The organism is Pseudomonas sp. O230, assembly GCF_045447035.1.
GTDB lineage: Bacteria > Pseudomonadota > Gammaproteobacteria > Pseudomonadales > Pseudomonadaceae > Aquipseudomonas.
The window spans coordinates 291389-317544 of sequence record NZ_JBJGXN010000007.1 but is presented as its reverse complement, the minus strand read 5'-3'; the positions used below and the strand labels follow the sequence as shown (position 1 = coordinate 317544).

The window sequence follows — 26156 nt, the reverse complement described above, 5'->3', positions numbered from 1 at the left end:
CCGGCAATCAAGGATCGACCTGAGCCATCAGTTCGGCGACCGTTTCCGGGCGATTGGCGTAGCGCTGAGCCAACACGGCGCAGACCATCAGTTGAATCTGGTGAAACAGCATCAACGGCAGGATCAACACGCCAATGGTGCTGCCGGCGAACAACACCTGGGCCATCGGCACGCCGGTGGCCAGGCTTTTCTTCGAACCACAGAACAGGATGGTGATGCGGTCTTCCTGATTGAAGCCGAACGCTTTGCCCAACACCGTGGACGCCAGCAAGACCAACGCCAGCAAAATGCAGCAAGCGACCACCAGTCCGACCAGTTCCCAGAGCGGTATCTGATGCCAGATGCCTTCGATCACCGCCTCGCTGAACGCGCCGTAAACCACCAACAGGATCGAGCCCTGATCAACGAATTTCAGCCAACCCTTGTTGCGTGCGACCCAGGCGCCGATCCAGCGTCGGGCGATCTGCCCGGCAATGAACGGCAGCAACAGTTGCACGCTGATTTTCACAATCGCATCGAGCGTCGAGCCGCCGTCACCGTGCACGTCCAGCAGCAAAGTCACCAGCAACGGTGTGAGGAAAATCCCGAACAGGCTGGAGGCGGCCGCACTGCAAATCGCCGCCGGGATATTCCCGCGCGCCAGGGAGGTGAACGCAATGGCCGATTGCACCGTTGCGGGCAGCGCGCAGAGATAGAGCATGCCCATGTACAGGTCGGCGCCGATCATCGGCGACAGCAAGGGCTTGAGCGCCAGTCCGAGCAAGGGAAACAGGACAAACGTCAGACCGAACACGAGCATATGCAGGCGCCAGTGGCCGGCCCCGGCGATGATCGAATCGCGGGACAGTTTGGCGCCATGCAGAAAAAACAGCAGGGCAATGGCGATGTTGGTCAGCCAGCCAAAACCGACCGCGACCTGGCCGCTGGCGGGTAGCAGGCTGGCGAGAGCGACCACGCCGATCAGGGTCAAAGTGAAGTTGTCAGGCAAGAAACGGGGGCGGGTCATCGGTATCATCCGGCGGTGGCGAGGAACGTTGCCTCGACTCTAACGCGCCAGCCGATTGCCGACTAACGCTAACAAGCCAGTAGATGTCGCTTAACGGACATACCAGCGCTTCAGGCATTCGAGCTGTCGACCCGCATCGCGCGTTTGATTTCGCAAGCTTTGAAATACCAGAAACGCACGTTCCGGGGCGTTCCTTTGCATCGACCAGGACCGATCCGGGTTCGCCGGCTTCGTACATGAACTCGTTACCCCCTCTGGCGGCGGCTCAATCATCCTCATGCAACTTGATGCCCCTGGCGTGCAGCAGGTGCGGGACCAGCAGCACCAGCAGCGTCAACGCCAGAAACGCAGCGGAAATCGGTTGCGTCAGAAACACTGTCCAGTCGCCCTCGCTGATCGACAACGCGTTACGCAGTTGTTTTTCCGCCATCGGCCCCAGCAGCATGCCCACGATCACCGGGGCGACGGGGAAGTCGAATCGCCGCATCAACACCCCTCCCCACCCGATCGCCAGCATCAGCAACAGGTCGAAAGATGAGTGACGCATGCCATACACGCCGATGGTGGCGAACACCAGGATCCCGGCGTTCAAGTAGGGTCGCGGGATTTGCAACAACTTCACCCAGAGCCCCACCAACGGCAGGTTCAGCACCAGCAATATGACGTTGCCGATGTACAGCGAGGCCACCAGAGTCCAGACCAGCTCACCCGAGGTTTCAAACAGCAGCGGCCCCGGTTGCAGGTTGTAATTCTGGAACGCCGCCAACAGGATCGCTGCGGTGGCGGACGTCGGGATTCCGAGGGTCAGTAATGGCACCAACGAACCGGTGGCGCTTGCGTTGTTCGCCGCTTCAGGGCCGGCGACGCCCTCAATGGCGCCCTCGCCTTTGCTGGCGGCAAATTCTTTCGGGTATTTGCTGAGTTTGCGCTCGGTCGAATAGGACAGGAATGTCGGGATCTCCGCACCACCGGCCGGAATCGATCCGAAGGGAAAACCGATCAACGTCCCTCGCAGCCAGGCCGGAACCGAGCGCTTCCAGTCAGCGCGCGTCATCCACAACGAGGTCATGCGGTGTCGGCCGGTGGCCTCTTCTTTCTGATACAGCAGGCTGTACAACGCCTCGCCCACCGCAAACAACCCGACCGCCACCAGCACGACTTCGATGCCGTCGACCAATTCCGGGACGCCCAAGGTGTACCGAGCGATACCCGAGGTCGAGTCCAGCCCGATCAATCCGACGGTCAAGCCAATCCCCAGGGATGCAAAGCCGCGCAACATCGACGCCCCGAGCACGGCAGACACCGTCGTGAACGACAGCACGAGGATTGCGAAATACTCCGCAGGTCCAAATTTGAGCGCCAGTTTGGCCACTAGCGGCGCAAACAAGGTCAGCAGAACCGTGGCGATAGTGCCCGCCACAAAAGAGCCGATGGCTGCCGTGGCCAAGGCCGGTCCCGCTCGACCATTGCGGGCCATGAGGTTGCCTTCCAGGGCCGTGACCATGGAAGACGATTCCCCCGGGGTATTGAGCAAAATGGACGTCGTCGAACCGCCGAATTGAGCGCCGTAGTAGATGCCGGCGAACATGATCAGCGCGCCGGTGGGATCGACCTTCGCGGTAATAGGCAGCAACAACGCCACGGTCAGCGCCGGGCCGATGCCCGGCAAGACACCGATGGCGGTGCCAAGCAGGCAGCCCATGAACCCCCATATCAGATTGATCGGCGTCAGGGCCGAGGAAAAACCCATTGCCAGGCTTGCGAGAATATCCACCCTGTTGATCTCCTGCGGCCCGAATCAGATCCAGGCGTTGACAAGCGGCGGAAGGGAAACCCCCAGCCCGGCATTGAACAGCCAGTAAATCGGTAGCGTCAGGGCAACGCCGATGGCGAGATCGCGCAGCGGATGGCGACTGCCAAAGCCTCGCGCCGAACAGGCGAACAACAGCGCGGCTGACAGGACAAAGCCAATGAGATTGATAAGCGTAGCCACGCCTATCAACCCCGCCGTTACCCAGGCCACCCCCGCTTTGCCGCCGCGCAACACGTTGGCAGATTCGTCATCATGATCGGCCAGTTCGCGGAAACCGCCGGTGACGGCCTGATAACTCAGTACCACGCCCACGCCTGCGAGGAATACCGCCACGGCATAGGGATAGACGTACGCGCCAAGGATGACGAACCCCATCTCTTCAGGGAACAGAAAGGCGCCGTAGGCCAGCATGGCGCTGATGGCGATCACACCGACGCCAATCGCCAGTTGCACCGGTACGATTGCGCGCGATTGACTCATGGCTTGACCAGCCCCACCTCGACCAGCATCGCCCGCAGCCGCACGTGTTCCGCTTCGACGAATTTGCCGAAGTCGTCACCGGTCAGGACGTTGGGTGCCCATTTGTTGATTTCGATGTTGTCTTTCCAGACCTGGCTGTTGGCGCCGGCCACTACGGCGTCGGTCACTTCCTTGCGCTGCTCGGGAGTGAGATTCGCAGCACCGTAAACACCACGCCAATTGCCGATGATCACGTCGTACCCGCTTTCTTTAAGCGTCGGGGCGTCGATGCCTGCAATGCGCTCTGGTGCACCGATGGCGAGCACACGGAACTGATCGCTCTTGATGTACTGGCCAAGCTCGGCGTAACCGCCGGTGATCACTTTGATCTGCCCCCCCAATGCCTGGGCAACCACTTCCCCCCCGCCTGCGAAGGCCACGTAATTGACCTTGTTGACCGGAATCCCCATTTTTGCGGCCAATTCGGCAATGCCGATGTGATCGATCGACCCCTTGGAGCCACCGCCCCAGGAAATACTGGTCGGTTTGTCCTTGAAGGCTTTCAGCAGGTCCTCCAGGGTCTTGAATTCGGACTCTTTGCGCACTGCAATCACGTTGTACTCGGTAAACAGCCGTGCAATCGGCGTCACATCCTTCAAGGTAATCTGCGGTTTGTTCTGCTCAATGCCCGTCACCATGATCGCACCGACCACCAGCAGCGCATTCGGATCGCCTTTGGTGCTGTTGGCGAACTGCGCCAGCCCCAGCGTGCCCCCTGCTCCACCCTTGTTTTCGAAGGTGGTGGATTTGGCAGCCTTGGCTTCAATCAAGGCTTTGCCCAGAACACGGGCGGTCTGGTCATAACCCCCGCCCACCGAACCGGGCGCCATGAACTTGACCGTATCCAGGGCAAAGGCAGGCGTTGCGAACACAGCGATACTGACGACAACCGCGAGGCAAAGGGTGGATCGACGTAACAAAGCGAACATGCATTTTCTCCCGAGACTTTTGTTTTTATGGGGCGCCGGTTGAACGTCGATCAGGGCGAGTACCCCGATCAATGAACATCCATCTCGGGATAAGCGTAGGCCATGGTTAGAATGGCGGCTTACAACAGTGAATCACTTCATTTCAGGAAGACGCGTACATGGACGAACCCCGTGCCGATAGCCCCAGTAGCCCATGGTCGGTGTTTATCATTTTCCTGCGCCTCGGGCTGACCTCGTTTGGCGGCCCCATCGCGCACCTGGGCTACTTCCGTGACGAGTTCGTCACACGGCGTCGCTGGTTGTCGGAGCGCAGTTATGCGGATCTGGTAGCGCTGTGCCAATTCCTGCCGGGGCCGGCCAGCAGCCAGGTCGGCATTGCACTGGGCCTGTCTCGGGCGGGATACCGCGGGGCGTTCGCCGCGTGGGCCGGTTTTACGCTGCCTTCGGCCGTCGCCCTGATCCTGTTTGCACGGGGCATTTCCCGCTACGGCACGGCGTTGGCGCCCGGCGCGCTGCACGGGCTCAAAGTGGTGGCCGTCGCGGTGGTTGCGCAAGCCGTGTGGGGCATGGCACGAAACCTGTGCACGGACGGGCTGCGCGTCACCCTCATGATGATTTCAGCCTGCATTGTCCTGCTTGAACCGTCCGCCTGGACACAGGTCGGCGTGATGGTCGCCGCTGGCGTCGCCGGCCTGCTGTTGTTCAAACCCGCGCAGCGTGACGGGCACGATCCTCTGCCCATCCCCCTCAGCCGACGCGCCGGGGCGATCTGGTTGTCACTGTTTCTGGTACTGCTGATCGGCCTGCCGATCTTGAACCCACTCTTGCAGAGTCAAACCCTGGCACTGGTGGATGCCTTCTACCGGACCGGCTCCCTGGTGTTCGGTGGCGGCCACGTCGTACTGCCGCTGCTGCAAGCCGAGGTGGTGCCTTCGGGTTGGGTTGGCAACGAAGCGTTTCTCGCCGGGTATGGCGCCACGCAGGCCGTACCGGGTCCGCTGTTCACGTTCGCCGCGTTTCTGGGTGCATCCATGAGCCTTGCGCCGTCGGGCTGGCTCGGTGGCTTGATCTGCCTGCTGGCGATCTTCACGCCGTCGTTTCTGCTGATCCTCGGCGCTCTGCCGTTTTGGGAACGGTTGCGTCGCAGCGTACGTTTGCAGGCCGCACTGATCGGGGTGAATGCTGCCGTGGTCGGTTTGTTGTTGGCTGCGCTGTATCAACCGGTCTGGACGAGTGCGATTTTCAAAGTGCAAGACTTCGGCCTGGCGCTGGTCGCCCTTGTCGCATTGATGTTCTGGAAGCTGCCGCCGTGGCTGGTGGTGCTCGGCTGCGCGATTGCGGGATGGCTGTTGAGCGTCATTGGCTAGGATTGGTCAGCGAGTACAGCCCCTTCCCTGACGGGCACACGTCAAGGAAGGGGGCAATCACCCTCAGGTATTGGTTTTCAACTTGGTCCACAGACGCGTGCTCAATCGCGCAATGGCCGCCGGCAGTTCCTCGACGGTAAACAATTTCTCCAACACACTTTTCGGTGGGTAGATCGCCAGGTCCTGCTTCACGGCCGGGGTCACATACTGATCCGCGGCGAGGTTGGGGTTGGCGTAGTGGATGCTGTTGCTGATGTTGGCAATCACTTGCGGCGTCAGCAGGTAGTTCATGTAGGCGTAGCCGTTCTTCTCGTGCGGCGCGCTCTTCGGCATGACGACCATATCGAACCACAGGGTCGAGCCTTCGTCCGGAATCGAATACGCAATGTCGATGCCGTTGTGGGCTTCCTTGGCGCTGGCGGCGGCTTGAACGATGTCGCCGTTGAACCCGATTACCGCGCAGACATTGCCGTTTGCCAGGTCACTGATGTACTTGGACGCGTGGAAATACTGGATGTACGGCCTGATTTTCAGCAGCGCCTGCTCGGCTTTCTTGTAATCCGCCGGCTCGTGGCTATGGGGCGGCAGTCCCAGGTAATTGAGGGTGATCGGCAGGATCTGCGTCGGGTTGTCGATAATCGCCACGCCACACTGGCTGAGTTTCTTGATGTTTTCCTCATCAAAAAACAACTTCCACGAATGGGTGACATCGGTGTTGCCAAAGATCGCCTTGATCTTCTCGACGTTGTAGCCAATCCCCGCCGTGCCCCACATGTACGGGTAGCCGTACTGGTTACCCGGATCATTGACCTCGAGTTTTTTCATCAGCGCCGGGTCGAGGTTTTTCCAGTTGGGGAGCTGGCTGCGGTCGAGTTTCTGAATGGCCCCGGCCTTGATCAGCCGTGACAGGAAATGGTTCGAAGGGCTGACCACGTCGTAGCCGGTGTTGCCGGTCATCAGCTTCGATTCCAGCACTTCGTTGCTGTCATGGATATCGTAAGTCGCCTTGATCCCGGTTGACTGGGTGAAACCGGCCAGGGTGTCGTCGGCGATGTAGCCGTTCCAGTTGGAAATATTGACGACTTCGTCCGCATAAGTGGCGGCCGACAACGTGGTCAGTACAACCATCAGGGAAATTGTGTTCACGCGCATGTTCAATCACCTTGTTGATGAGCTTTTGTTGTTTTTTGATCGCCGGGGTTTCTAGATTTCTGTTCTGGCCCTGACCGCCTCCACGCGCATGCGAAGCATGGCACCGATATCGAGCAAGGGCTTGGGCGGCAGCCAGCCCGGTTGCGCCCTGCGCATGACCGATTCGAGGATGGGCGAGCAGGTGCCCGAGGCCATTTCGGCGAGCAATCGCCCCCACAGCGTGCCGCGCGCGACGCCCGAACCATTGCAGCCGGCGACCGCGAACACGCCCTCTTCGACCTTGCCGAAATAGGGTTGCCCGGTGCGCGAGGCGCTCAAATGTCCGGTCCAGGTGTACTGAATGTCCTGCTCGCCGAGAAACGGAAAGCGCCGTTGCAAGCCGAGTACATGGTGTTTGCGCCGATGCAGCAGTTCGCTATCGGTCAGGTCACGGGAGCGATACTCGGCGGTGTTGCGGATCATCACCCGACGGTCCGGGGTCAGGCGTACCGTGGCGCCGAGCGGCCGGGTGGAGAGCACGCCCCACGGCTCGACGGCGCCGATGGACTGGAACTCTTCATCGCTGAGCGGCCGGGTCAGGCTGGCGCTGAGTTCCATCGGGAAGGTGCCGCTGTCCTCGATGCCCGAGCGGGGAATGAAGGCGTTCAGGCACACCATCACTTGCTTCGCCTCGATGCTGCCGGCACTGCCATTGGCGCGAATGCGGCCTTTGCCCAGACGCTCCAGGCCGGTGATGTCGGTGTTTTCGAAGACGGTCACGTTGTCTGGGAGTGCATCCAGCAAGCCCTTCACGTATTTCGCCGGTTGCAGCAACGCGTTGCCGTGACCGCACCAGATCGCAGACTGGTAGTGCCCGCTGCCGAGTTTTTCGCTCAGTTGCTCACCTTGCAGAAACTCAGCAGAGGCGCCGACGGCGCGCAGCGTGGTCAGTTTGGCCTCGACATCGGTCAATTTGCCAGGATCGCTGACGGCGAAGAAATAGCCGGAATCCCGGAAGTCGCATTCGATGCCGTGACGTGCGATGCGTTGGCGGACTTCGTCGCTGGCGGCGCGTGAAATCGCGGTGTCCACTTCATAACCGGCAAAACCGGGGTTGCCGATCAGTTCATCCGTGGTCGGGTGTTCGTGGCCCACCACAAAACCCGAGTTGCGCGCTGAGGCGCCTTGCGCCGCGCGCTGCCGGTCGACGATCACGATCCGCGCCTGGGGGTGCAATTGCGCGAGCGAGTGCGCGGCACTCAACCCGGTGATACCGGCACCGATAATCAGCCAGTCGGCTTTTTCCGTGCCTTTGAGAGGACCGCGAACGGCTGAACTTCCCGCCAGCGCAATCCAGCCACATTGATTGGTCATGCCTCACCTCATTGACTGTCGTTCTGCGAGCGCATGCTGTAATCGCATGGGCGTTTTCGGAAGACGCTCGCCAGAGCTAGAATCTATAAGGCCTGTAATGATACAACCAACGTTTTAAAATCATCGAGCCATTCAGAAAACGCATGGATAAAATTCGCCACGTTCCTTCGCTCCAGGCCTTGCAGGCACTGGTGGAAGTTTCCGACTCGGGCAGCTTCACCCAAGCCGCGGCCAAGTTGTGCCTGACCCAAAGTGCGGTGAGCCGGAAGATTCAGCTGTTGGAGAGCCACTTCGGCGTGCCGATGTTTGCGAGGAACAGCCGCCATGTGCGGTTGACACCGGAAGGTCAACAGGTGCTGGGCACTGCCCGCAATATCCTGGCGCAACTGAAAACCCTGGAGGACCGCCTCGCACCGCAGGAACGCCCGTTCCGCATCCGCATGCACGTGTCATTGGCGGTTCGCTGGTTGCTGCCGAAGTTGAGTGAGTTGTATCGAAATCATCCGGAGGTTTCGTTGTCGATCGAGACCGTGGCGACGGAAGTGGTGGAACCGGGCATCGACAGTGATGCGTACATCCTCTACTTGCCCGAGCCGTCCGCTGATCCGGATAGCCTGACGCTGTTCAAGGAAGCGCTGGTGCCGGTGTGCGCCCCAGGCCTCGGCACCTCGACGCGGCCACTGGCAGCGGTGCAAGACCTGGTGAGTTTCCCGTTGCTGCATCGCTCGGCGGACAGGCATGACTGGGTCCAGTGGCTGTCTGCCAATGGCGGAAAATCGCTGGAAGATTACCGGCACATCCCCTTCAACCTCGACGAACTGGCGCTAGACGCAGCGGCGCGAGGATTGGGCGTGGCGATGACGGATATGACGCTGGCAGGCGAATCGATCGAACGGGGCGTGCTCGTCATCCCGTTTGGCCGCCCGTTGGAAACACGAGGTGTTTACGCGCTGAATCTGCAACCTTCAGCCGCCGCGCACCCGGCCTGTGCGTTGATTCTGCAATGGTTTGCGCAGCAGGCCGGAAAAGAGGCCCTTGCGCTTTAGGTCCCTCCGTCTACACCTTCAACCGCATTGGAAAACGCCACGCCGGCCTCGCGCACCAATGTCCGCCATTCCGCGCTGTTGATCAGTCCTGCGCGCTCCATCTCGTCGGCGGCCTTGAGCAGCTCGTCGTATTGCGCCTCTGCATCCCTGCGGATTTCGGGCTGCGCGAGGAGCTTATACCAGGCCGCCAGTGCTTCTCGTCGTAGATCATCGGTCATGGTCTAACTCCCAAGGATTGTCTTCGCTTGGAAGTTCGTATCGGATAGCCGTTCCTCGTGCCCGACATACGGCAGTCATCTGGATCGATGAAACCCTGCCGGCCCCTTCGCCAGCAAGCCAGCTCCTACAGGGGTTCGGTGGCCACATGAACGACAACAATCCGTAGCAGCCGGCTTGCTGGCGATGGCGTGCGAAAGACCAGCGCCTATTCAAAGGCCGTGCATTACAAACTTGTCATCGAGTTGCCAGCGTAGCCAGCCCCCTCGCGCCCTAAAGTGAGCGGTGCAACTGTTCGCCGTGCAGCAACCGATCGCCAAAACCCTGTTCGGCGAACGCACCAATGCTGCCGCCTGGCACAGCAATCCGTCGTGGTACACGGTCTCCAGCCTCGACCAGACCATCAATCCGGACCTCGAACGCTTCCTCGCCAAGCGCATGGGCGCGACCACCATCGAGCTGCCGTCGAGCCACTTGTCGCTGGTCTCCCACTCCAAAGAGATCGCCGACCTGATCCTCGAAGCCTCCGGTCGCCAGCCCTGACGCCGAGGCCGTTTCATTACAACTTTGTCATTGAACTGTTGGTCGGCTGTCCGGATCGCCTGGTTAACCTGAACTCACTGCCAGGTACCGCCGGCAGCCTCCAAACCCTGAATAGAGAGCCTCATCATGAAAATGTTTATCCTCGGTTTCGCCGCCCTCCTCGCCACCGGTTCGGCGTTTGCCGATACTCAGACCCGCGCGCCAGTGATCCACGACAAGACCGGTTTCTTCGTGCACATGGACGTCGATAAAGTCCTGTCCAGCACCGACATTTCGCAGAAGTGCGGCCTGATTCCGGCACGGCTCGACTACCTCGACCATCAGGGTCGCGAGCACGTGCTGGATTACCAGGTCGCCGGCACCGGCTGCACCGATGATCATTGATCCGGCTACACTGGCGCCAATTGGCTGAGGCAGACCGTCATGAACATCCTCGTAGTCGAAGACGAACCCAAGGCAGGCAACTACCTGCTCAATGGCCTGCAGGAACTCGGTTACTCCGTCAGCCTGGCGCGAGACGGCGTCGATGGCCTGCACCTGGCCCTTGAGCACGACTTCGACGTCATCGTGCTGGACGTGATGATGCCGAAAATGGATGGCTGGGAAGTCCTGCGCCGCTTGCGCAAGGAAGCGGACACGCCGGTGTTGTTCCTCACCGCACGAGACGACATCGCCGACCGCATCAAGGGCCTGGAGCTGGGCGCCGACGATTACCTGATCAAGCCGTTTTCCTTCGCCGAACTGGTGGCACGCCTGCGCACCCTGACCCGCCGTGGCCCAACTCGCGAAGAAGAGCAGTTGCAAGTCGACGACCTGCAAATCGACGTACTCAAGCGCCGCATCACCCGCGCCGGCGTGCGGATCACCCTGACCAACAAGGAATTCGCCTTGCTGCATTTGTTTGCCACGCATCAGGGCCAGGTCCTGTCGCGCTCGATGATCGCGTCACGGGTCTGGGACATGAATTTCGACAGTGACACCAACGTCGTCGACGTCGCCGTGCGCCGCTTGCGCCTGAAAATCGACGACCCGTTCCAGCTCAAGCTGATCCACAGCGTGCGCGGCATCGGCTACCGCTTCGACACTCAGCCATGAAGCGCCTTCGCCATTCGCTGACACTGCGCCTGGCACTGGTGTTTGCCTTGCTCGCGTTTGTCTCGCTGACCCTGTTGGGCGTGGCGCTGTACCGCGACCTGGAGCGCGAACTGATCCGCCGCGACGACGCTGCGCTGGTAAACCGCATCGATCAATTGCGTACCTTCCTCAATGACAGCAATACGCTGGAGCTGATCAGGACTAAACCGGCGTTGTTCCAGAACATGCTGGGTAATCGCGAAGCTTTGTTGACCATTGGCGCCCCCGGGCAAAAACCGCTGTTGGTGGTCAATCCCGGCAACCTCGCCTTGCCCTCGCTGGCACCGGTGTCGATGGACCATCCGTTGAGTCTGGCCGATGTGCAGCATTACCCCGGCATGGACGGCATCCCCTTCGCGGCCGTCGCGGCGACCATCGAATCCGACGATATGGGCAGCTTGCAAGTGGTCACCGGACGCCTGATGACCGAGCGCACCACCGTGCTCGCCCGATACCGGCTCAATGTGTACCTCTTCGCCAGCGTGGCCGCGATTCTGCTGGCACTGTCCGGCTATCTGTTAGTACATCGCGGCTTGCTGCCTGTGCGACGTCTGGCCCGGCACGCCCACGGCATCGGCGTCGGCAACCTTACCGAGCGTCTTGATGGCCAAGGCGCGCCAAGGGAACTGCTGCCGATGATCGAGGCGTTGAACGCGATGCTCGACCGGCTGGGCAAGGGTTTCGTGCAACTGAGTCAGGTGTCGACCGACATGGCCCATGAACTGCGCACGCCGATCAACAACCTGCTCGGCGAAACCCAGGTCGCGTTGCAGCAGAACCGCAGCGTCGAAGCCTATCAGCAACTGCTCGCCTCTAATGTCGAAGAACTTGAGCGTCTGGCGCGCATGCTCGACAACATGCTGTTTCTGGCGCGCACCGACCCGGCCAGCGCGCTCAGCCAACGCCAGGAACTGGAGGCCGCTGACGAAATGGAACGCATGGCCGACTATTTTGAAGGGCTGGCGGCGGACGTCGGGATCAACATCGACGCTCAGGGCAGCGGCGTGATCTGGGCTGAACCGATGCTGCTGCGCCGTGCGCTGGCCAACCTTTGTGCCAATGCGATCAAGTACGGCGCGCCGCATTCCGAGCTGGTCATCCGCGCCATACCTTCGGCTGACGGTATCCGGGTGATCGTGCGTAACCTTGGCGCGACCATCCCCGCCGAGCATCTGCCGCGGTTGTTTGAACGTTTTTACCGCGTCGATGAATCACGCGAGCGTTCGGCTCATTCCAATGGTTTGGGGCTGTCGATCGTGGCGACAATCATGCAGTTGCATCACGGGGCTTATAGCGTTGCCAGCGGTGAGGGGGTGACGTGTTTTGAGTTGTTTTTCCCGGGACGGCGGGTGGGTGAGTGAAGCTGGTTTGGTGGTTGAGTACATCTCCGTTGTGGCGGTAACGGCGGCTATTGGTTCCGCTCTTAGCGGGTTAATAGGAAAAGCGCCGAGTAACCAAGTGCTTTTGCCCCTTTCGTTCGGTGGGACCGCGAGGCGGCCAACCGGCCGTCCTGGCTCTTCGGATGGATGCATTCCCCTGTGGGCACCGCGGCAAGGATGCCGCGGTAGCCGCCCCCGGCGATGGATGGCCGATGGCGGCGGGCCCACGGAGCAGGACCATAGCAAGGCACCGTACGTCGGGGGCAAAGATGACCTAACCTCATAGGCTGAATGACTAACAACAGAGTCGGACACTCCTATGCGTCATGCACTGAAAGCCATGATTTTCTTCGCTTTGACGTTTTTCGGGGCGGGGCCCGGAATGCTCTCGGCGGCGGCCCCTCCAGACCTTTCAGCGGCCAGGACGGGCACCGCCACCCTGACCGTTTCCCAGAGCGATCTCCAGGCGCTGCAACTGCGCCTGGACAGCCTCAAACAGCAGATCTCCCTGGTCGATAACTTCAACCAGTTGGAGGGCCCGCAGGACCTGGTCCAGGTGTTCATGCTGGATGTCGATCGCCTAACCGCATCACTGCTTCCCCTACAGACTCAACTCCGCGCACAACTGGGCGTACTGGGGCCAGCCCCCCTCGATGACAACTCCGCCGAACAGTCCGATATCGCCGCGCAGCGAACGGCGCTCACCGAACAAAAAAACAAAGTCGACGCCACCCTGAAAACCCTGGCCGCTCTGAAAGCGAGTGCCACTGACCTCATCACCCAGATCTCCGGTATCCGTCGCAACCTGCTGGAAAGCGAACTGACCCTGAGCACCCGAAGCATCCTGAACCCAAACTTCTGGTCACCGGCCATGGCCCCTTCGATGGACGATCGGCTGCGCGTCAGAATGTTCTTCGATCAGGCGACAGAGGTCGTCAAAGTGGCTTGGCAACCGGGCCAACGCCTCACCACCAGCGCACTGTTGCTGCTGGCCCTGGTCATCTGGACGCTCGGCCGCCGGCTCGCCGAACGTGGGCTGACCTGGCTGTGCATTCACCGGATGCCGGAAGGACGCCTGCGCCGAAGTTCCCTCGCGCTGGCTTCTGTGCTGGCCACCGTATTGACTGTCGGCGTCGCCCTGCAACTGCTGTTTTATACCCTCACACGCCATACTCCGCTGACGCCGATGCTGACCACCTTTTCCCAGGAGTTCGAAAAAGTCGCCTACACCTGCGTCCTCATCACCTCGCTGAGTCGCGCCCTGTTATCCACGAAACACCCGTCCTGGCGGCTGCCGGCGCTCGCCGATCCGGTGGCGTTGTCACTGGCACCTTATCCCCGAATTCTGGCGGTCGTGCTGTTTGTTGGGGTGACGATGAACCAGATCATCAACGCAGCCGGGATGAGCAGTGGCGTGGTGATCGCCACTCGAGGCATCGTCGCCATGATGGTTTCGTTTGTTCTGCTGGATCTGTTGTTGCGCACCGGCAAAGTCCGAAGAGCCGTCGTAGTCGCTGGAGAAACCCCTGAAGCAGGCCGGACTTTCGCTGGCGTGCTCTACACAATCGCCAGTCTCGCGGTCGTGATTTCACTGTTAGCGCTGTTGACGGGGTACGTGTCCCTCGCACGATTCATTACCTATGAACTGGTCTGGGGATTCCTCGTGCTCTGCGGCTTCTACCTGCTGATGCAATGCTTCAAGGATGCCTGCGAATACCTGTTCTCGGTCAAAAGTCCCAGCGGCAAGTCGCTGAAACAGCTACTGGGCATTGAAGACCAGCGCCTGGAGCAGATCTCGACCATTCTGTCGGGGGTCGGTCGGGCCGGGCTTTTGCTGTTGGCACTTATCACGCTGTTTGTCGGGGGGGTCGGAACGACGCTGGGGCAACTGCTCTCCAACGTTTTTTCCATTCTCGGTGGCGCCGGGCTGCGCAAACTGAACATCATCCCCGGTCACTTGCTCAATGCCACACTGGCTCTGTTGATCGGCATTTACCTGATACGAACGCTGGGCCGCTGGCTGGACAAGGAACTCCTGCCAAAAACCGAGATGGACCCGGGCATGCGCGCTTCGCTGACCACGCTGTTTGCCAACATTGGCTATGCGTTGGTCATCCTGATGACCCTGTCATCGTTGGGCGTGCAGTGGACCAACCTGGCCTGGATCGTCAGCGCGTTGTCGGTGGGGATTGGTTTTGGCTTGCAGGAAATCGTCAAAAACTTCGTCTCCGGCCTGATCCTGCTGACCGAGCGACCGGTGAAAGTCGGCGACCTGATCAGCATCAGCGGCGTCGAGGGCGACATCCGCCGGATCAACGTGCGGGCCACCGAAATCCAGCTCAGTGACCGCTCGATTGTCATCGTGCCCAATTCACAACTGATCTCGCAAAACCTGCGCAACGTAACCTTGGGCGGCAGTGCCCAAGGGGTGGCGACACTCGAACTCACCTTCCCCCTGGACATCGACCCCGAACAGGTGAAAGACCTGCTTTACAACACCTACTGCGAGCACGAGACCATTCTCGACAAACCGGCACCGATGGTGCGCTTCAGCAAACTGACCCCTGAAGGCATCACCCTGACTGTCACCGGCTACGTCGGCAGCCCGAGAATTGTCGGCGCGACCAAGAGTGACCTGCTGTTTGAGATCCTCAAGCGCCTGGGCGCCGCGGGTATCGAGCTGGCGAAGCCGGCACCCGCGGTGTGAATCAGTGCGCGATGCACACCGATTTCAGCTCGGTGTAGGCCTCGATCACCGCACGCCCGAACTCGCGGCCCATGCCGGATTGCTTGACCCCGCCAAACGGCATCGCCGGGTCAAGCAGCACGTGAGCGTTGACCCACACGGTGCCGGCCTCGATGCGCGGCACCAGGTTCATCGCTTTGCCGAGGTCATTGGTCCACAGGCTCGCAGCCAGCCCGTAGCGGTTGTCGTTGGCCAGGGCAATCACGGCGTCTTCATCGTCAAACGGCATCACCCCCAGCACCGGTCCGAACACTTCTTCGCGGGCCACCGCCATGCTGTGGTCGATGTCAGCCAAAATCGTCGGCTGCACGTAGAAGCCCTCGCCTTCCAGCAACTCGCCACCGGACACCACCCGTGCGCCTTCGCGGCGCGCCAGCTCGATGTGTTTGAGCACACTTTGTTGTTGCTTGCGCGACACCAGCGGATTGATCGCTGCCTCGCCGTTCATGCCTGCGCCGATGGGCATTGCCGATACAGCGGCAGCAAGTGCTTCGACGAATTGATCGTGGATCGAACGATGCACGTAGAAGCGCGAAGCCGCCGCGCAGACCTGACCGTTGTTCAGCAGACCGCCGAGGATTGCACCCTGAACGGCTTTGTCGATGTCGGCATCGGCCAGCACGATCATCGGGTTTTTACCGCCCAGCTCCAGCGAGAACCGCGTCATGTTTTCCATGCACGCCACGCCGACACTTTTGCCCACGGCGGTGGAACCGGTGAACGACACCTTGCTCACCAGCGGATGCGCCGTCAGCACCCCACCGACATTGGCGCCGCCACCGGTGACGACGTTGAACACGCCCGCCGGAATTCCCGCTTCAAGGGCCAGTTCAGCCAGCCGCATGGCGGTCAATGGCGTTTCCATTGCCGGTTTGATGATCACCGTGCAACCGGTAGCCAGCGCCGGCATCAGCTTCCACGCCGCGATCAGCAGCGGGAAATTCCACGGCACAATCCCTACCACCACGCCCACCGGCTCACGCTTGGTGAACGCGGTGAACTTCGCCCCCGGCGGCAGCGGAATCGACACGTCAAAGGTCTGCCCTTCGATCTTGGTCGCCCAGCCGGACATGTAGCGCATGAACTCCACGGTGGCGTTCAGGTCCAGCGCGCGGGCCATGTTGATCGACTTGCCCTGGCTCAGGGTTTCCAGCTGCGCCAGCTCTTCGGCATGCGCCTCAACCAGCGCGGTGAAGTTCAGCAGAATGCGTTCACGGTCCGCCGGGCGCAGCCCCGACCACACGCCGGATTTGAAGGCTTTATGCGACGACTGCACGGCCTGCTCCACCACTTCCAGCGGCGCGTCGAGGGTTTCGCACAGGGTTTTGCCGGTGGCCGGGTTGACCACGGCAATGCTCGGCCCTTGGGCAAACACCCACTGGCCATCGATGAAGCAGCCATGGCGGCGGTCAAGAAATGCAGCAACCTGCGGCAGGATTTCAACGTTGCTCATAAATCACCTTTGGTTCAGACGCATTGTTCAGCCGGATAGCAGGCTGATTACTGTTGTTCTTTGAGGAAACACACGACCGCCTGGCGATCGTCGGCCGAGGCCAGGCCCATGTAGGGCATGTACGTCCCCGGCACGAACGCCTGGGGTTGGGCGATGAGTTGCGCGATGTTCTCGGCCTGCCAGTTGATGTCTTTGTTGCGCATGGCCTGGGAATAGTTGAAGCCCTCCAGTGAGCCGGATTTGCGCCCGACCACACCCGCCAGGTTCGGTCCCATCATCCCTGTCATGCCCTTGGTCACCGAATGGCAGACCGCGCACTCATTGGCGAAGACCTGGGCGCCGTGCCCCTGGTCGGACGCGCAATCGGCGGCCAGTGCGGTTTGCGCGAGGGAGAGTGAGAGCAGACCGATGAGGGGCAATCGCAGCGAAGTGAGCATAGGAAAACGACCTTGAAAATCCGCGCTCGTCAATTGAGCGGCAACACGGGAGCGCCGATGCAACGGTGCATCGGCAGGGTTGACACGGATTGTCGGTGGTCAGTGACGCGCAGGTTTTGCCCTGCGTGCCAGTCGTGTTGGCGGGGCTGCCAAACCGGGCATGTTGGCAAGCACAGCCAACTCTTTGGCAACCATACAAAAGGCCGGAAAAGTTCCGCGCCTTAGTATCGAAAAAGACCGCAAGCCTGCGCTCAAGAACAAGAACGGATGCCACACCATGCTCAAGTCCCCCTTGCTTCGTCTCTCTACCCTCGCGCTGATGATCAGTGCTGGCCATGCCAACGCGTACGAACTCTACGCCGATGACGACAGTCACCTGAACGCCACGCTGGAAGCGGTCTTCGGCATTTTTCACAGTCAGGAAAACTATGCGCTGTCCGGCCGCCTCGACCCGGGTTCTTCGTCGTGGCGCGAGGGCTACGTCAAATATGGCCTGAGCTTCGACAAAGGCCTGGCCGGGGTCGGCACCGCGTACGGCGCGGCCAATCTGCTCAGTTCCGGGACCTGGGGCGACGGCGATGCTGCGGGCTTCAGCGATGGTTCGGAACGCACCACCAAATTTGAAGACGCCTACCTCGGCTGGCGTTCGGGCAAGCTATTCGACGTGCTCGGCGAGGACGGCGTCGACCTGTCCTTCGGCCGTCAGAACATCGTGATCGGTGACGGTTTCCTGATTGACGGCGATGCCTTGAACATGGGCAAAGGCCTGGCCGACGGCGATTTCAATCGCGGCGGCGCTTACTATCTGGCGGCGCGCAAAGCCTTCGACGAGACCGCCGTGTTGCGTCTGGGAGGCAAGGAAGGCTGGCGTGGCGACCTGATGTGGTTGAAATCCGATAACCGCGCTCAGGCGAAAACCGAAATGTACGTCGGCACCCTTGAGCACGTCGCCGAAGCTGGCACGGTCGGTTTGACCTACATCGACACCACCGATGTCGACGAAGAGTTCGCCTCCCCTGTTCAACTTGAACGCGATGGCATGAAAACCTACAGCCTGCGCGCGACAGGCAATGCCGGGGTGAAAAACCTGTTCCTCTCCGGTGAATACGCCAAGCAGGACAAACCCCACTCCGCCACCGAAGACGCCTGGTATCTGGAAGCCGGCTGGACCTTTGCCGACGTGGCCTGGACGCCAAATGTCAGCTACCGCTACAGCCGTTTCTCGGAAGGTTACGACACGCTGTTCTACGGTTTCAGTCGCGGTTATGGCACCTGGTTCCAGGGTGAAGTCGCCGGTAACTACGCCGGTCCGTTCAACAGCAATTCGCGCATTCAGAACGTCACGCTGAAAGTCTCGCCACTGGAGAACCTGACAGTGGGCGCGATGTACTTCAACTTCGACACCATCGACCGCAACCTCGGCAATACCGATGGCCACGAAGTTGATCTGTATGCCGAATGGCACGTCAACGAGCACCTGACGGTGATGCCGCTGATCGGCCTCTATCAGCCGGACAAGAGCGCCGATGAGGGTGGCACGCAACTGGGCAGCAACGATAAGAACCTCTACAGCCAGGTGGTGTTCGCCACCACCTTCTAAGCCCGATCAGGGCAGTGGCGCATCCACTGCCCGCGTGGAAAAAGGCCTTTCCAATGCATAAGAAATTCCTGACGATTCAGAGCAAGATCGCCCTGCTCGCCGGCCTCTGCCTACTGCTGGTAGTGGCTTTGCTGATGGGTTTGTCGCTGTACCAGACCCATCAAAGCAGCCAGCAAGTGGCCCGGGCCAGCAGCGATATGCTCGCCAACGCCGCCAAGGAACACATGCAGGCGCTGGGCAAAGTGCAGGCGATGCAGGTGCAGCGCACCTTCATGCAGACTCACGAATATGGCCAAGGGTTGTCGCGCTATCTGCTTTACCTCAGGCAGTTGCAACACCAGGGCAACCTGACCCGCCCACAACTGCGCCAGGCGCTGAACACCCAGTTGCATCAAGCCCTGATCGACAAGCCCGACCTGCTCGGGCTTTATGTCATTTTCGAACCCGATGCCCTGGACGGCGCCGACGCCAGTTTCGTCGATCAGGCCGTCATGGGCAGCAACGAGACCGGGCGCTTTTCCCTGTACTGGGTGCAAAGCAAACCCGGTGAACTGCAAGCGGTGATCGGCGACGAAACGCTGCTCGCCAACACCTCACCCGGTCCTAGCGGCGCGCCGTACAACGCCTTCTACACCTGCGCCCGCGACAGCCGCAAAGCCTGCGTACTGGAGCCGTATTTCGACGAGGCGTCCGGCAGCCGCAAACTGGTGACCAGCATTGCGTTTCCGCTGATCGACAATGGCAAAGTCATCGCCGTGGTCGGCCTCGACATCAACCTCGCCGCCCTGCAACAGAACAGCGAAGCCAGCGCGCGTCAACTGTTCGACGGCAACGGGCAGATCAGCATCGTCAGCCCCCGTGGCGTGATCTCCGCCAACAGCCAGGACGTCAGCCGGCTCGGCCAACCGCTGGACAATGCCGAGGTGATGGACACCTTGCGTCAGGGCCAGCCGAAAGTGTTCGTCGACCGGCAACAGATCAAAGTCCTCGAACCGCTGGCACCGATTGCCGGTGCAGTGCCGTGGGGCGTGCTGGTCGGCGTGCCGCAGGATGTGCTGCTTGCGCCAGTAGCCACACTGCAAAGCGAACTCGATGCGCATGGCGTGCAAAGCACGGCGTTGGAGTTGTTGTTGGGAGGCGGTTCGGCCCTGCTTGGCCTGGTGTTGATCTGGTACGCGGCGTATCGCATCACCCGGCCGCTGCAACTGCTGACGCGGGTCATGGAGGACATCTCCCTGGGCGAAGGCGACCTGACTCGACGCCTGGCCGTGCAATCACGGGATGAAATCGGTCAACTGGCGACGGCGTTCAACCGCTTTGTCGAGCGCATCCACCGCTCCATTCGCGAGGTCTCTTCGGCAGCGCTCGGCGTCAACGAAGGCGCCAAGCGTGTGCTGCTGGCCTCCAACGCCTCGCTGAGCAATTTCGATGAACAATCGACCCGCACCAACAGCGTCGCCGCCGCGATCAACGAGCTGGGCGCCGCCGCCCAGGAAATCGCGACTAACGCCTCAGATGCCTCACAGCAAGCTTCCGCCGCGCGCGAACAAGCCGAAGACGGACGTCAGGTGGTCGAGCGCACGATTCAGGTGATGAACGAACTGTCCGGCAAAATCAGCGCGTCGTGCGTCAACATTGAAGTGCTGAACAGCAAAACCGTGAACATTGGGCAGATCCTCGAAGTGATCAAGGGCATCTCCCAGCAGACCAACCTGCTGGCGCTCAACGCCGCGATCGAAGCGGCGCGGGCGGGTGAAGCGGGTCGCGGCTTCGCCGTGGTCGCCGACGAAGTGCGCAGCCTGGCCGGACGCACGCAAACCTCGGCAGCGGAGATTCAGCAGATGATCGAAGAGCTGCAAATCGGTGCGCGTGAATCGGTGACGACCATGACCGAGAGCCAGCAACACAGCGAGGAAAGCGTCAACATCGCCAACCTCGCCGGCAAACGGCTGGGCAGCGTGACCCAGCGTATTGGCGAGATCGACAATGTGAACCAGTCGGTGGCGGCGGCAACTGAAGAGCAGACCTCGGTGGTCGAGGCGTTGAACGTGGACATCACCGAGATCAACACGCTGAACCAGCAAGGGGTGGAGAACCTGCAATCGACGTTGCAGGCGTGTACCGAGTTGGAGCGGGAGGCCGGGCGGCTGAATCAACTGGTCGGGAGTTTCCGGATCTGAGCGTGTTGTTGCCTGTTACTCCTCCATCGCGGGCAAGTCCGCTCCCACAGGGTTGTGGCGTTCACAAGTAGCGTGTTCGCCAAAACCCTGTGGGAGCGTGGCTTGCCCGCGATGCACGATAACGCGGTGTTTCAGCACGCAGCCCCTGCGTGCTCAAGCCGATGAAACAACCGGTTGAAATACACCAGGCTATCCCCTTCTCCTCGCACCCCGACCTAAGGCCCGGCGCGGCGCCGAACCATTCTGACGATCCCCATGGCAAGGTGGGCTTTCCACTAGTCGACCAGGTGATTTCTTTATCGTCAGCCCCCCCAGCAGTGGGTATTCTGCTGATTGGCGTCAACACAGGCGCCGATGTCCGCCGCAGCGTGCACGCGTGCGAAAACAATAATTAGAAATTCTCGTGGCAGTCCCTGATGGAAATCCGCAAACCAATTGTTTATATCGTTGATGACGACAAAGATTTGCGCACTTCGCTGGCCTGGTTGCTGGAATCGGTCAGTGTGCAGGCGCAGTGCTTTGCCGGTGCTGAACAGTTCCTGAGCCAGTATGACCCCAGGCAACCGGCGTGCCTGGTGCTGGATGTGCGCATGCCGGAGACCAGCGGCTTTCAACTGCAGGAAATCCTCAACCAGCGCGGCAGCACCCTGCCGACCATCTTCGTCTCCGCGCATGGCGACATTCCGATGTCGGTGCGGGCGATGAAGAACGGTGCGTTGGATTTCGTCGAGAAACCGTACAACCCGCAGCAAATGATCGACCGTATTCAGGCGGCGCTGAAAACGGCCGTGCATGCCCAGGCCGATCAGGAGCAACGCCAGCACCTGCAAAGCAAACTGGCCTTGCTGACCAGTCGTGAGCGGGAAGTGTTGATGCTGGTGATCGATGGCAAGGCAAGCAAGGTCATCGCCCGGGAGCTGAACATCAGCGTGAAAACCGTTGATGTGCACCGAACCAAGATCAAGGAAAAGATGGGCGTGACCAGCATTGCAATGCTGGTGCGCGAAGTGCTGCATTTGCCGGCAGAAGAGCCGGCGCGGCATTGAGACTCTTCGGGGACGGTCAGGCCGCCACGCGCAATCAATTCTGGCTATAGCGTTTGCGATACGCCCCCGGCGACACGCCGAAGCGCGACTTGAACGCCGATGAGAAATAACTGGAATCGGAAAAGCCCCAGGCGTAACACAGCGCAGAGAGCTTCAGCTCAACATCGGAGCGGCGCAGGTTCTCTGCGCAGAAATCCAGGCGTCGGTGCTTGATGTATTGCGCCACCACCAGGCCACGCTTGGAGAACATCCGGTACAACCCCCGCACTGAAACCCCCACCTCCCGGGCGATCAGCTCGGGGCATAGCTCTTCGGCGATGTGTTCGTCGATGTAGGCGATGACCTTGCGAAACTGCCGCTCGTGGGCATCGCCGCCGCTGTCGCGGGCGCTGATCGCCGGTAACAGCAGGCTAACCAGGGCATCGAGCACCGCTTCGCTGTCCTGCATGTCCAGGCCGTCCTGTTGCCGGGTGTCCATCACCAACTTGTTGGCCATCGCCGCCAGTGGTGTATTGGCCGCGATCCGCGTAGCGCAGTTGACCCCCTTGAAGTGCGAACCGCGCTCGACCACCTGCCGCGGCAGGATCAGCGACAGCTGTCGGGAGTCCTCGTTGTAGGTCATGTCACTTGGGCGGCAGGCATCGATCAGGGCGATGTCGCCCGCCCCCAGCTGAGCGCGATTCTCACCCTGCTCCAGCTGTGAACTGCCACGCATCTGGAACACCGCGTAATAGTGGCCGTCGCGACAGACGCTGACGTCTTTGCTGGTGCGATACAGGTGCACGTGCGCCATGTCGACGACACTGAGGTTAATGGCGCCGCTGCGGTATTCCGCGAGTTCACCGTAAAAATCCGTATCCAGGGCCCGGGCATCGAAACGCCCACAGGCCTGGTTGACCTGGCTCAACCAGCTTTCGAACGCCTCATTGCGAACCGCCGAAGAAGTCATCATCACTGCAAAGCCTCACGCCTGTTTTATTGTTATTTTTCGACCGCTTCGTCGAGCGGTTCGGCAAATATTACGTACCTGGCTGTCTCCTCCCTTGAAGGCGGCCTGAGGGCTATTCAACAGGCTCCGGCGCTGGCTTGCCAGCCTTCCCTCGCGTTACATGTCCCATACCAGACGAGCGGAAACAGCGCGGGAAGCGCAGGCACAAATCTGCTTGTTGGACGCCTTTTCCCTGTTCGACGGACAGTTGTCGCAGGGGCTCTGGCACGCCGTCCAGTGGCGACCGTTGATGCGGTCAGTGTAAAAACCGCATCGGGTCGCCGCTATTGGTGCGTGTAGCCCCTTGGCTAAAGAAATCCCCTAGCCCCCCCCGGTTTCTTCCGAGCGCATCCCCACGCGCAAGACGGTACAAAAACGCCATACTTCCCTTTCACCGGTTCCTCTGGGCTGCGCGATGTACCTGCCAACACCACACGACTTTTTCACCCTCATCGAAGCCATGCCTTTGTGCATCATTCTTCACGATGCACAGAGCAAGGAGATTCTCTGGGCCAACACCGCCGCCCTGAACGCGCTCGGTTTCACCCTGGAAGAACTGACGCCGCTGAAAGCCCCGGACATGACCCGCGATGCGCCGAAGTACCGGCGCTCGGTGGGTTTGCGTTGGCTGGAAGGCGCCGCGCGCACGGGCCAGCGCGCCATCGAGTGGTGTTATCGCTCCAAGCAGGGGGTGGAAATTCTGTCCGAGGCGGTCGCCACGCTGGTGCATCTGGAAGGGCGCGATGTGTTGATGGTGCAGTTCCGCGACATCTCCAGGGAAGACAAGGTCAAGCGCGACCTCAAGCGTTTCGAGAGTCGGCTCAAGGCATTCATGCAGGATTTGGCCGAGGGTGTTGCGGTGCTCGGTCCAGAGGGGGATATCCGTTTTATCAGCGACTCCGGCGCACATTTGCTCAACAGCGAAGAGCACGCGCTGATCGGCGAAAATTTCCTGTCATGGTGCGACAACGATTCACGCCAGCGCCTGCTGCAACAGTTGGCTAGCGAGACACCGGAACATGCGCCGTTCAGCGTGCACTATCACGTGCAGCGCCGCGACGGTGAGTGGCGCTGGCATGAGGCGACGTGTCGTTTTATCGAAATTGAAGACGATCTGGTCGGCCATCTACTGCTGTTTCGCGACGTCACCGACCAAGTGCGCGCCGAAGAAGCGCGGCGCGTCAGCGAGCAAAAACTCGAGTACCTGGCCCGCTACAACGCCATGGGCGAAATGGCCGTGGCGATTGCCCATGAGCTGAGTCAACCGCTGTCCGCCACCCGCAACTTCATCGAAGGTGCGGTGATTCGCCTGAACAAAGAGCAAGCCACTGATCAGGGGGTCGCCTGGGGTTTGCAGAGCGCCGTACGGCAAATCGAGCATGCGTCGCTGATCATCAAGAGCGTGCGCGATTACGTGGTCAAGCTGGAACAAAGCGAAGAACTGATCGACCTCAATGCGTTGCTAGACGAAACCCGCTATTTCATCAGCCTGCGCGCCGCCCCGAGTCTGATCCGCGTCGACATTGTCGCCAGCCCGACGCCGCTGATGGTGAGCTGCGAGAAGGTTCTGATCGGTCAGGTCATTCTTAATCTGGCCTTCAACGCGATTGAAGAAATGAGCGATCTGCCTGTTGAACGACGGGTGTTGCGCCTTCACGCCAGCCGCTCAAACGATGTGGCGTTGGTGCGCATCGAAGACTGCGGGCGCGGCATTCAGGTCGAAGCGCAGGAGAAACTCTTCGATGGGTTCTTCTCCTCCAAAGTCAGCGGTAACGGCATTGGCCTGGCGCTGTGCAAAAACATCATCGGTCGCCATCGCGGCGATATCTGGGCGCAAAATCTTGAGCCCTGCGGCGCCGTGTTCACCTTCTCCCTTCCCCTCGCAACGCCCGCCTGATGTAAACCGCTTTTCGTAGGAGCCGGCCCCTCCCTGCAATTACGGTGCGTGCAGCCTGATTTCGAAGACTGGCACAGACACACAAACACTTGGCAGCCACAGCAATTCACTCCCTCGGCCAGCGAGGCAGAATCGAACTGCAAAAATCTGCCAATGCACCCGCGATTTGCACGAACAATAATTCAGGGAGTTCCCCCTAATGCGAGCCACCAGGATCACCGTACAGTCAGCGCTGAGTCTCAGCCTGCTGGTACTGGGTTTGAACAATGCCAGCGCGGATCTGCCCGCTGACACGATCGGCCAGACTGTTCTGGCATTTCCGCCGGAAGCCCATCGGGCCTTTATCGTCGACGTCGAATTCGAAAGTTTCGTGGCGGGTCGCGTCACCGTGGTCGACCCCGATAAAAAACGCGTCCTCGGCATGGTGCCGACCGGTTTTGCCGCGCCTTCGACGCTCAGCCACGATCAGAAAACCCTCTACAGCGCCGACATCTTTTACTCGCGCGGCACTCGCGGCACCCGCACCGATGTGCTGACTGCGTGGGACAGTTCGACCCTGTCGCCGGCCTGGGAGCTGTTGATTCCAACCAAGCGCGCCGAGTCGCTGACCCAGCGCTACGGTTTGAAGACCAGCGGGGATGACCGCTTCGTCTACGTCTACAACTTCACCCCGTCGACCTCGGTGACCGTGGTCGACACCCAGGCCAAAGCCGTCACCGCCGAACTGGCGATTCCGGGTTGCGTGCTCAACTACCCGGTCGGCAATCGCCGCTTCGCTTCGTTGTGCGGCGACGGCAGTTTGCAAGTGATCACGCTGAACGATCAGGGCCAGGAAACCGCCCGCAGCCGCACACCGTTCTTCGACCCGAACGCGGAAAAACTGGTGGAACGGGCGGTGAACGTCGGCGATACCTATTACTTCACCACCACCACGGGCACTGTGCGCCCGGTGGACTTCTCCGCCGACGCACCGAAAATTCTGCCGTCATGGTCGCTGACCAACGACGAGGAAAAGAAGGCCGGCTGGGCACCGGGCGGCTGGCAGCTGATGGCGGTGGCGCCGAAGCTCAACCGCTTGTACGTGCTTATGCACGACACGCATGAACCGATGAAGTGGGAAGACCCAAGCCCGCTGATCTGGGCGTTTGATCTGAAAACCCACAAGAAAGTGGCGACTCTGCAAGCGCCGGTTCCGGTGTGGAGCATGCAGGCCACCGGCGACGACAAGCCACTGTTGCTGGGTACCGACGTCGAAGGCGGTTTGCAGATTTTCGACCTGAAGACCAACACGCTCACCGGCAGCATGCCAAAAGTCGCGAAAACCGCGACCCAGGTCATGAGCTACTAACCGA

The 26156-nt window shown here is 60.6% G+C and carries 21 protein-coding genes and 4 pseudogenes; 13 read left to right on the top strand and 12 right to left on the bottom strand.

The features are described from left to right. Positions 1–7 precede the first annotated feature (7 nt). The 4 genes from ACI77H_RS17385 to ACI77H_RS17370 form a co-directional block, all read right to left on the bottom strand. The gene (locus tag ACI77H_RS17385; RefSeq protein WP_407012972.1) at positions 8–1006 is read right to left on the bottom strand and encodes a bile acid:sodium symporter family protein; all 999 of its coding nucleotides are present in this window, start codon (positions 1004–1006) and stop codon (positions 8–10) included. 265 nt (positions 1007–1271) lie between these two features. Then, positions 1272–2780, bottom strand: coding sequence for a tripartite tricarboxylate transporter permease (locus tag ACI77H_RS17380; protein ID WP_407012971.1), 1509 nt, complete (start codon positions 2778–2780; stop codon positions 1272–1274). A gap of 24 nt (positions 2781–2804) precedes the next feature. Then, positions 2805–3299, bottom strand: a complete 495-nt coding sequence (locus tag ACI77H_RS17375) for a tripartite tricarboxylate transporter TctB family protein (protein WP_407012970.1) — start codon at positions 3297–3299, stop codon at positions 2805–2807. Continuing rightward, the gene (locus ACI77H_RS17370; RefSeq protein ID WP_407012969.1) at positions 3296–4267 is read right to left on the bottom strand and encodes a Bug family tripartite tricarboxylate transporter substrate binding protein; all 972 of its coding nucleotides are present in this window, start codon (positions 4265–4267) and stop codon (positions 3296–3298) included. The genes ACI77H_RS17375 and ACI77H_RS17370 overlap by 4 nt, the downstream gene beginning before the upstream one ends. Positions 4268–4425: 158 nt before the next feature. Here ACI77H_RS17370 and chrA point away from each other — a divergent pair, with 158 nt between their 5' ends. Beyond that, positions 4426–5634: a chromate efflux transporter gene (gene chrA / locus ACI77H_RS17365; RefSeq protein WP_407012968.1), complete on the top strand. Its 1209-nt coding sequence runs from the start codon at positions 4426–4428 to the stop codon at positions 5632–5634. A 63-nt stretch (positions 5635–5697) separates the two neighbouring features. Here chrA and ACI77H_RS17360 read toward each other — a convergent pair whose 3' ends face one another. Continuing rightward, complete coding sequence (locus ACI77H_RS17360; RefSeq protein ID WP_407012967.1) at positions 5698–6786, bottom strand: polyamine ABC transporter substrate-binding protein; 1089 nt, start codon at positions 6784–6786, stop codon at positions 5698–5700. Positions 6787–6837: 51 nt separating this feature from the next. Next, positions 6838–8139 carry an NAD(P)/FAD-dependent oxidoreductase gene (locus tag ACI77H_RS17355; RefSeq protein ID WP_407012966.1) on the bottom strand — a complete coding sequence of 434 codons (1302 nt, stop codon included), beginning with the start codon at positions 8137–8139 and terminating at the stop codon, positions 6838–6840. 143 nt (positions 8140–8282) lie between these two features. Between ACI77H_RS17355 and ACI77H_RS17350 the strand changes: the two genes are divergently transcribed. Then, complete coding sequence (locus ACI77H_RS17350; RefSeq protein WP_407012965.1) at positions 8283–9185, top strand: LysR family transcriptional regulator; 903 nt, start codon at positions 8283–8285, stop codon at positions 9183–9185. On the opposite strand, the gene ACI77H_RS17345 is transcribed toward ACI77H_RS17350, so the two are convergent. Next, positions 9182–9403 carry a hypothetical protein gene (locus ACI77H_RS17345; RefSeq protein WP_407012964.1) on the bottom strand — a complete coding sequence of 74 codons (222 nt, stop codon included), beginning with the start codon at positions 9401–9403 and terminating at the stop codon, positions 9182–9184. The two genes, ACI77H_RS17350 and ACI77H_RS17345, sit on opposite strands and share 4 nt — an antisense overlap. A 280-nt stretch (positions 9404–9683) precedes the next feature. Here ACI77H_RS17345 and ACI77H_RS17340 point away from each other — a divergent pair. The 5 genes and pseudogenes from ACI77H_RS17340 to ACI77H_RS17320 all read left to right on the top strand — a co-directional run. Beyond that, a pseudogene (locus ACI77H_RS17340) lies at positions 9684–9944 on the top strand (alpha/beta hydrolase); the annotation flags it as partial. A gap of 126 nt (positions 9945–10070) precedes the next feature. After that, positions 10071–10328 (top strand): DUF2790 domain-containing protein, encoded by a 258-nt coding sequence (locus tag ACI77H_RS17335; RefSeq protein WP_407012963.1) that lies wholly within the window; start codon positions 10071–10073, stop codon positions 10326–10328. A 39-nt stretch (positions 10329–10367) separates the two neighbouring features. Continuing rightward, complete coding sequence (locus ACI77H_RS17330; RefSeq protein WP_149418845.1) at positions 10368–11039, top strand: heavy metal response regulator transcription factor; 672 nt, start codon at positions 10368–10370, stop codon at positions 11037–11039. After that, on the top strand, positions 11036–12439 hold the full coding sequence (locus ACI77H_RS17325; RefSeq protein ID WP_407012962.1) for a heavy metal sensor histidine kinase: 1404 nt from the start codon (positions 11036–11038) through the stop codon (positions 12437–12439). Before ACI77H_RS17330 ends, ACI77H_RS17325 begins: the two co-directional genes overlap by 4 nt. Positions 12440–12776: 337 nt before the next feature. Then, entirely contained in the window at positions 12777–15164 is a 2388-nt protein-coding gene (locus ACI77H_RS17320) for a DUF3772 domain-containing protein (protein ID WP_407012961.1), read from the top strand. A 1-nt stretch (position 15165) separates the two neighbouring features. Here ACI77H_RS17320 and ACI77H_RS17315 read toward each other — a convergent pair whose 3' ends face one another. Both ACI77H_RS17315 and ACI77H_RS17310 read right to left on the bottom strand, forming a co-directional pair. Beyond that, entirely contained in the window at positions 15166–16656 is a 1491-nt protein-coding gene (locus tag ACI77H_RS17315) for an aldehyde dehydrogenase family protein (RefSeq protein WP_407012960.1), read from the bottom strand. Positions 16657–16703: 47 nt separating this feature from the next. Continuing rightward, positions 16704–17093 (bottom strand): c-type cytochrome, encoded by a 390-nt coding sequence (locus tag ACI77H_RS17310; protein ID WP_407012959.1) that lies wholly within the window; start codon positions 17091–17093, stop codon positions 16704–16706. A gap of 277 nt (positions 17094–17370) precedes the next feature. Between ACI77H_RS17310 and ACI77H_RS17305 the strand changes: the two genes are divergently transcribed. From ACI77H_RS17305 to ACI77H_RS17295, 3 genes and pseudogenes are all read left to right on the top strand, one after another. After that, complete coding sequence (locus ACI77H_RS17305) at positions 17371–18693, top strand: hypothetical protein (protein WP_407012958.1); 1323 nt, start codon at positions 17371–17373, stop codon at positions 18691–18693. A gap of 53 nt (positions 18694–18746) precedes the next feature. After that, positions 18747–19475: pseudogene (locus ACI77H_RS17300) on the top strand (cache domain-containing protein); the annotation flags it as partial. 144 nt (positions 19476–19619) lie between these two features. Continuing rightward, complete coding sequence (locus tag ACI77H_RS17295; protein WP_407013082.1) at positions 19620–20873, top strand: methyl-accepting chemotaxis protein; 1254 nt, start codon at positions 19620–19622, stop codon at positions 20871–20873. A 131-nt stretch (positions 20874–21004) separates the two neighbouring features. On the opposite strand, the pseudogene ACI77H_RS17290 reads toward ACI77H_RS17295, so the two are convergent. Then, positions 21005–21088: pseudogene (locus tag ACI77H_RS17290) on the bottom strand (4-hydroxyphenylacetate 3-monooxygenase reductase subunit); the annotation flags it as partial. Between the two features lie 201 nt (positions 21089–21289). Between ACI77H_RS17290 and ACI77H_RS17285 the strand changes: the two are divergent. After that, positions 21290–21919 (top strand): response regulator transcription factor, encoded by a 630-nt coding sequence (locus ACI77H_RS17285; protein WP_407012957.1) that lies wholly within the window; start codon positions 21290–21292, stop codon positions 21917–21919. A 34-nt stretch (positions 21920–21953) separates the two neighbouring features. On the opposite strand, the gene feaR is transcribed toward ACI77H_RS17285, so the two are convergent. Together feaR and ACI77H_RS17275 are read right to left on the bottom strand one after the other, a co-directional pair. Then, positions 21954–22871 (bottom strand): transcriptional regulator FeaR, encoded by a 918-nt coding sequence (feaR, locus tag ACI77H_RS17280; RefSeq protein WP_407012956.1) that lies wholly within the window; start codon positions 22869–22871, stop codon positions 21954–21956. Between the two features lie 153 nt (positions 22872–23024). Next, positions 23025–23145: pseudogene (locus tag ACI77H_RS17275) on the bottom strand (oxidoreductase); the annotation flags it as partial. A 177-nt stretch (positions 23146–23322) separates the two neighbouring features. Between ACI77H_RS17275 and ACI77H_RS17270 the strand changes: the two are divergent. Both ACI77H_RS17270 and ACI77H_RS17265 read left to right on the top strand, forming a co-directional pair. Next, entirely contained in the window at positions 23323–24804 is a 1482-nt protein-coding gene (locus tag ACI77H_RS17270) for an ATP-binding protein (protein ID WP_407012955.1), read from the top strand. A gap of 199 nt (positions 24805–25003) precedes the next feature. Next, complete coding sequence (locus ACI77H_RS17265; protein WP_407012954.1) at positions 25004–26152, top strand: amine dehydrogenase large subunit; 1149 nt, start codon at positions 25004–25006, stop codon at positions 26150–26152. The last annotated feature ends 4 nt before the right edge of the window (positions 26153–26156 follow it).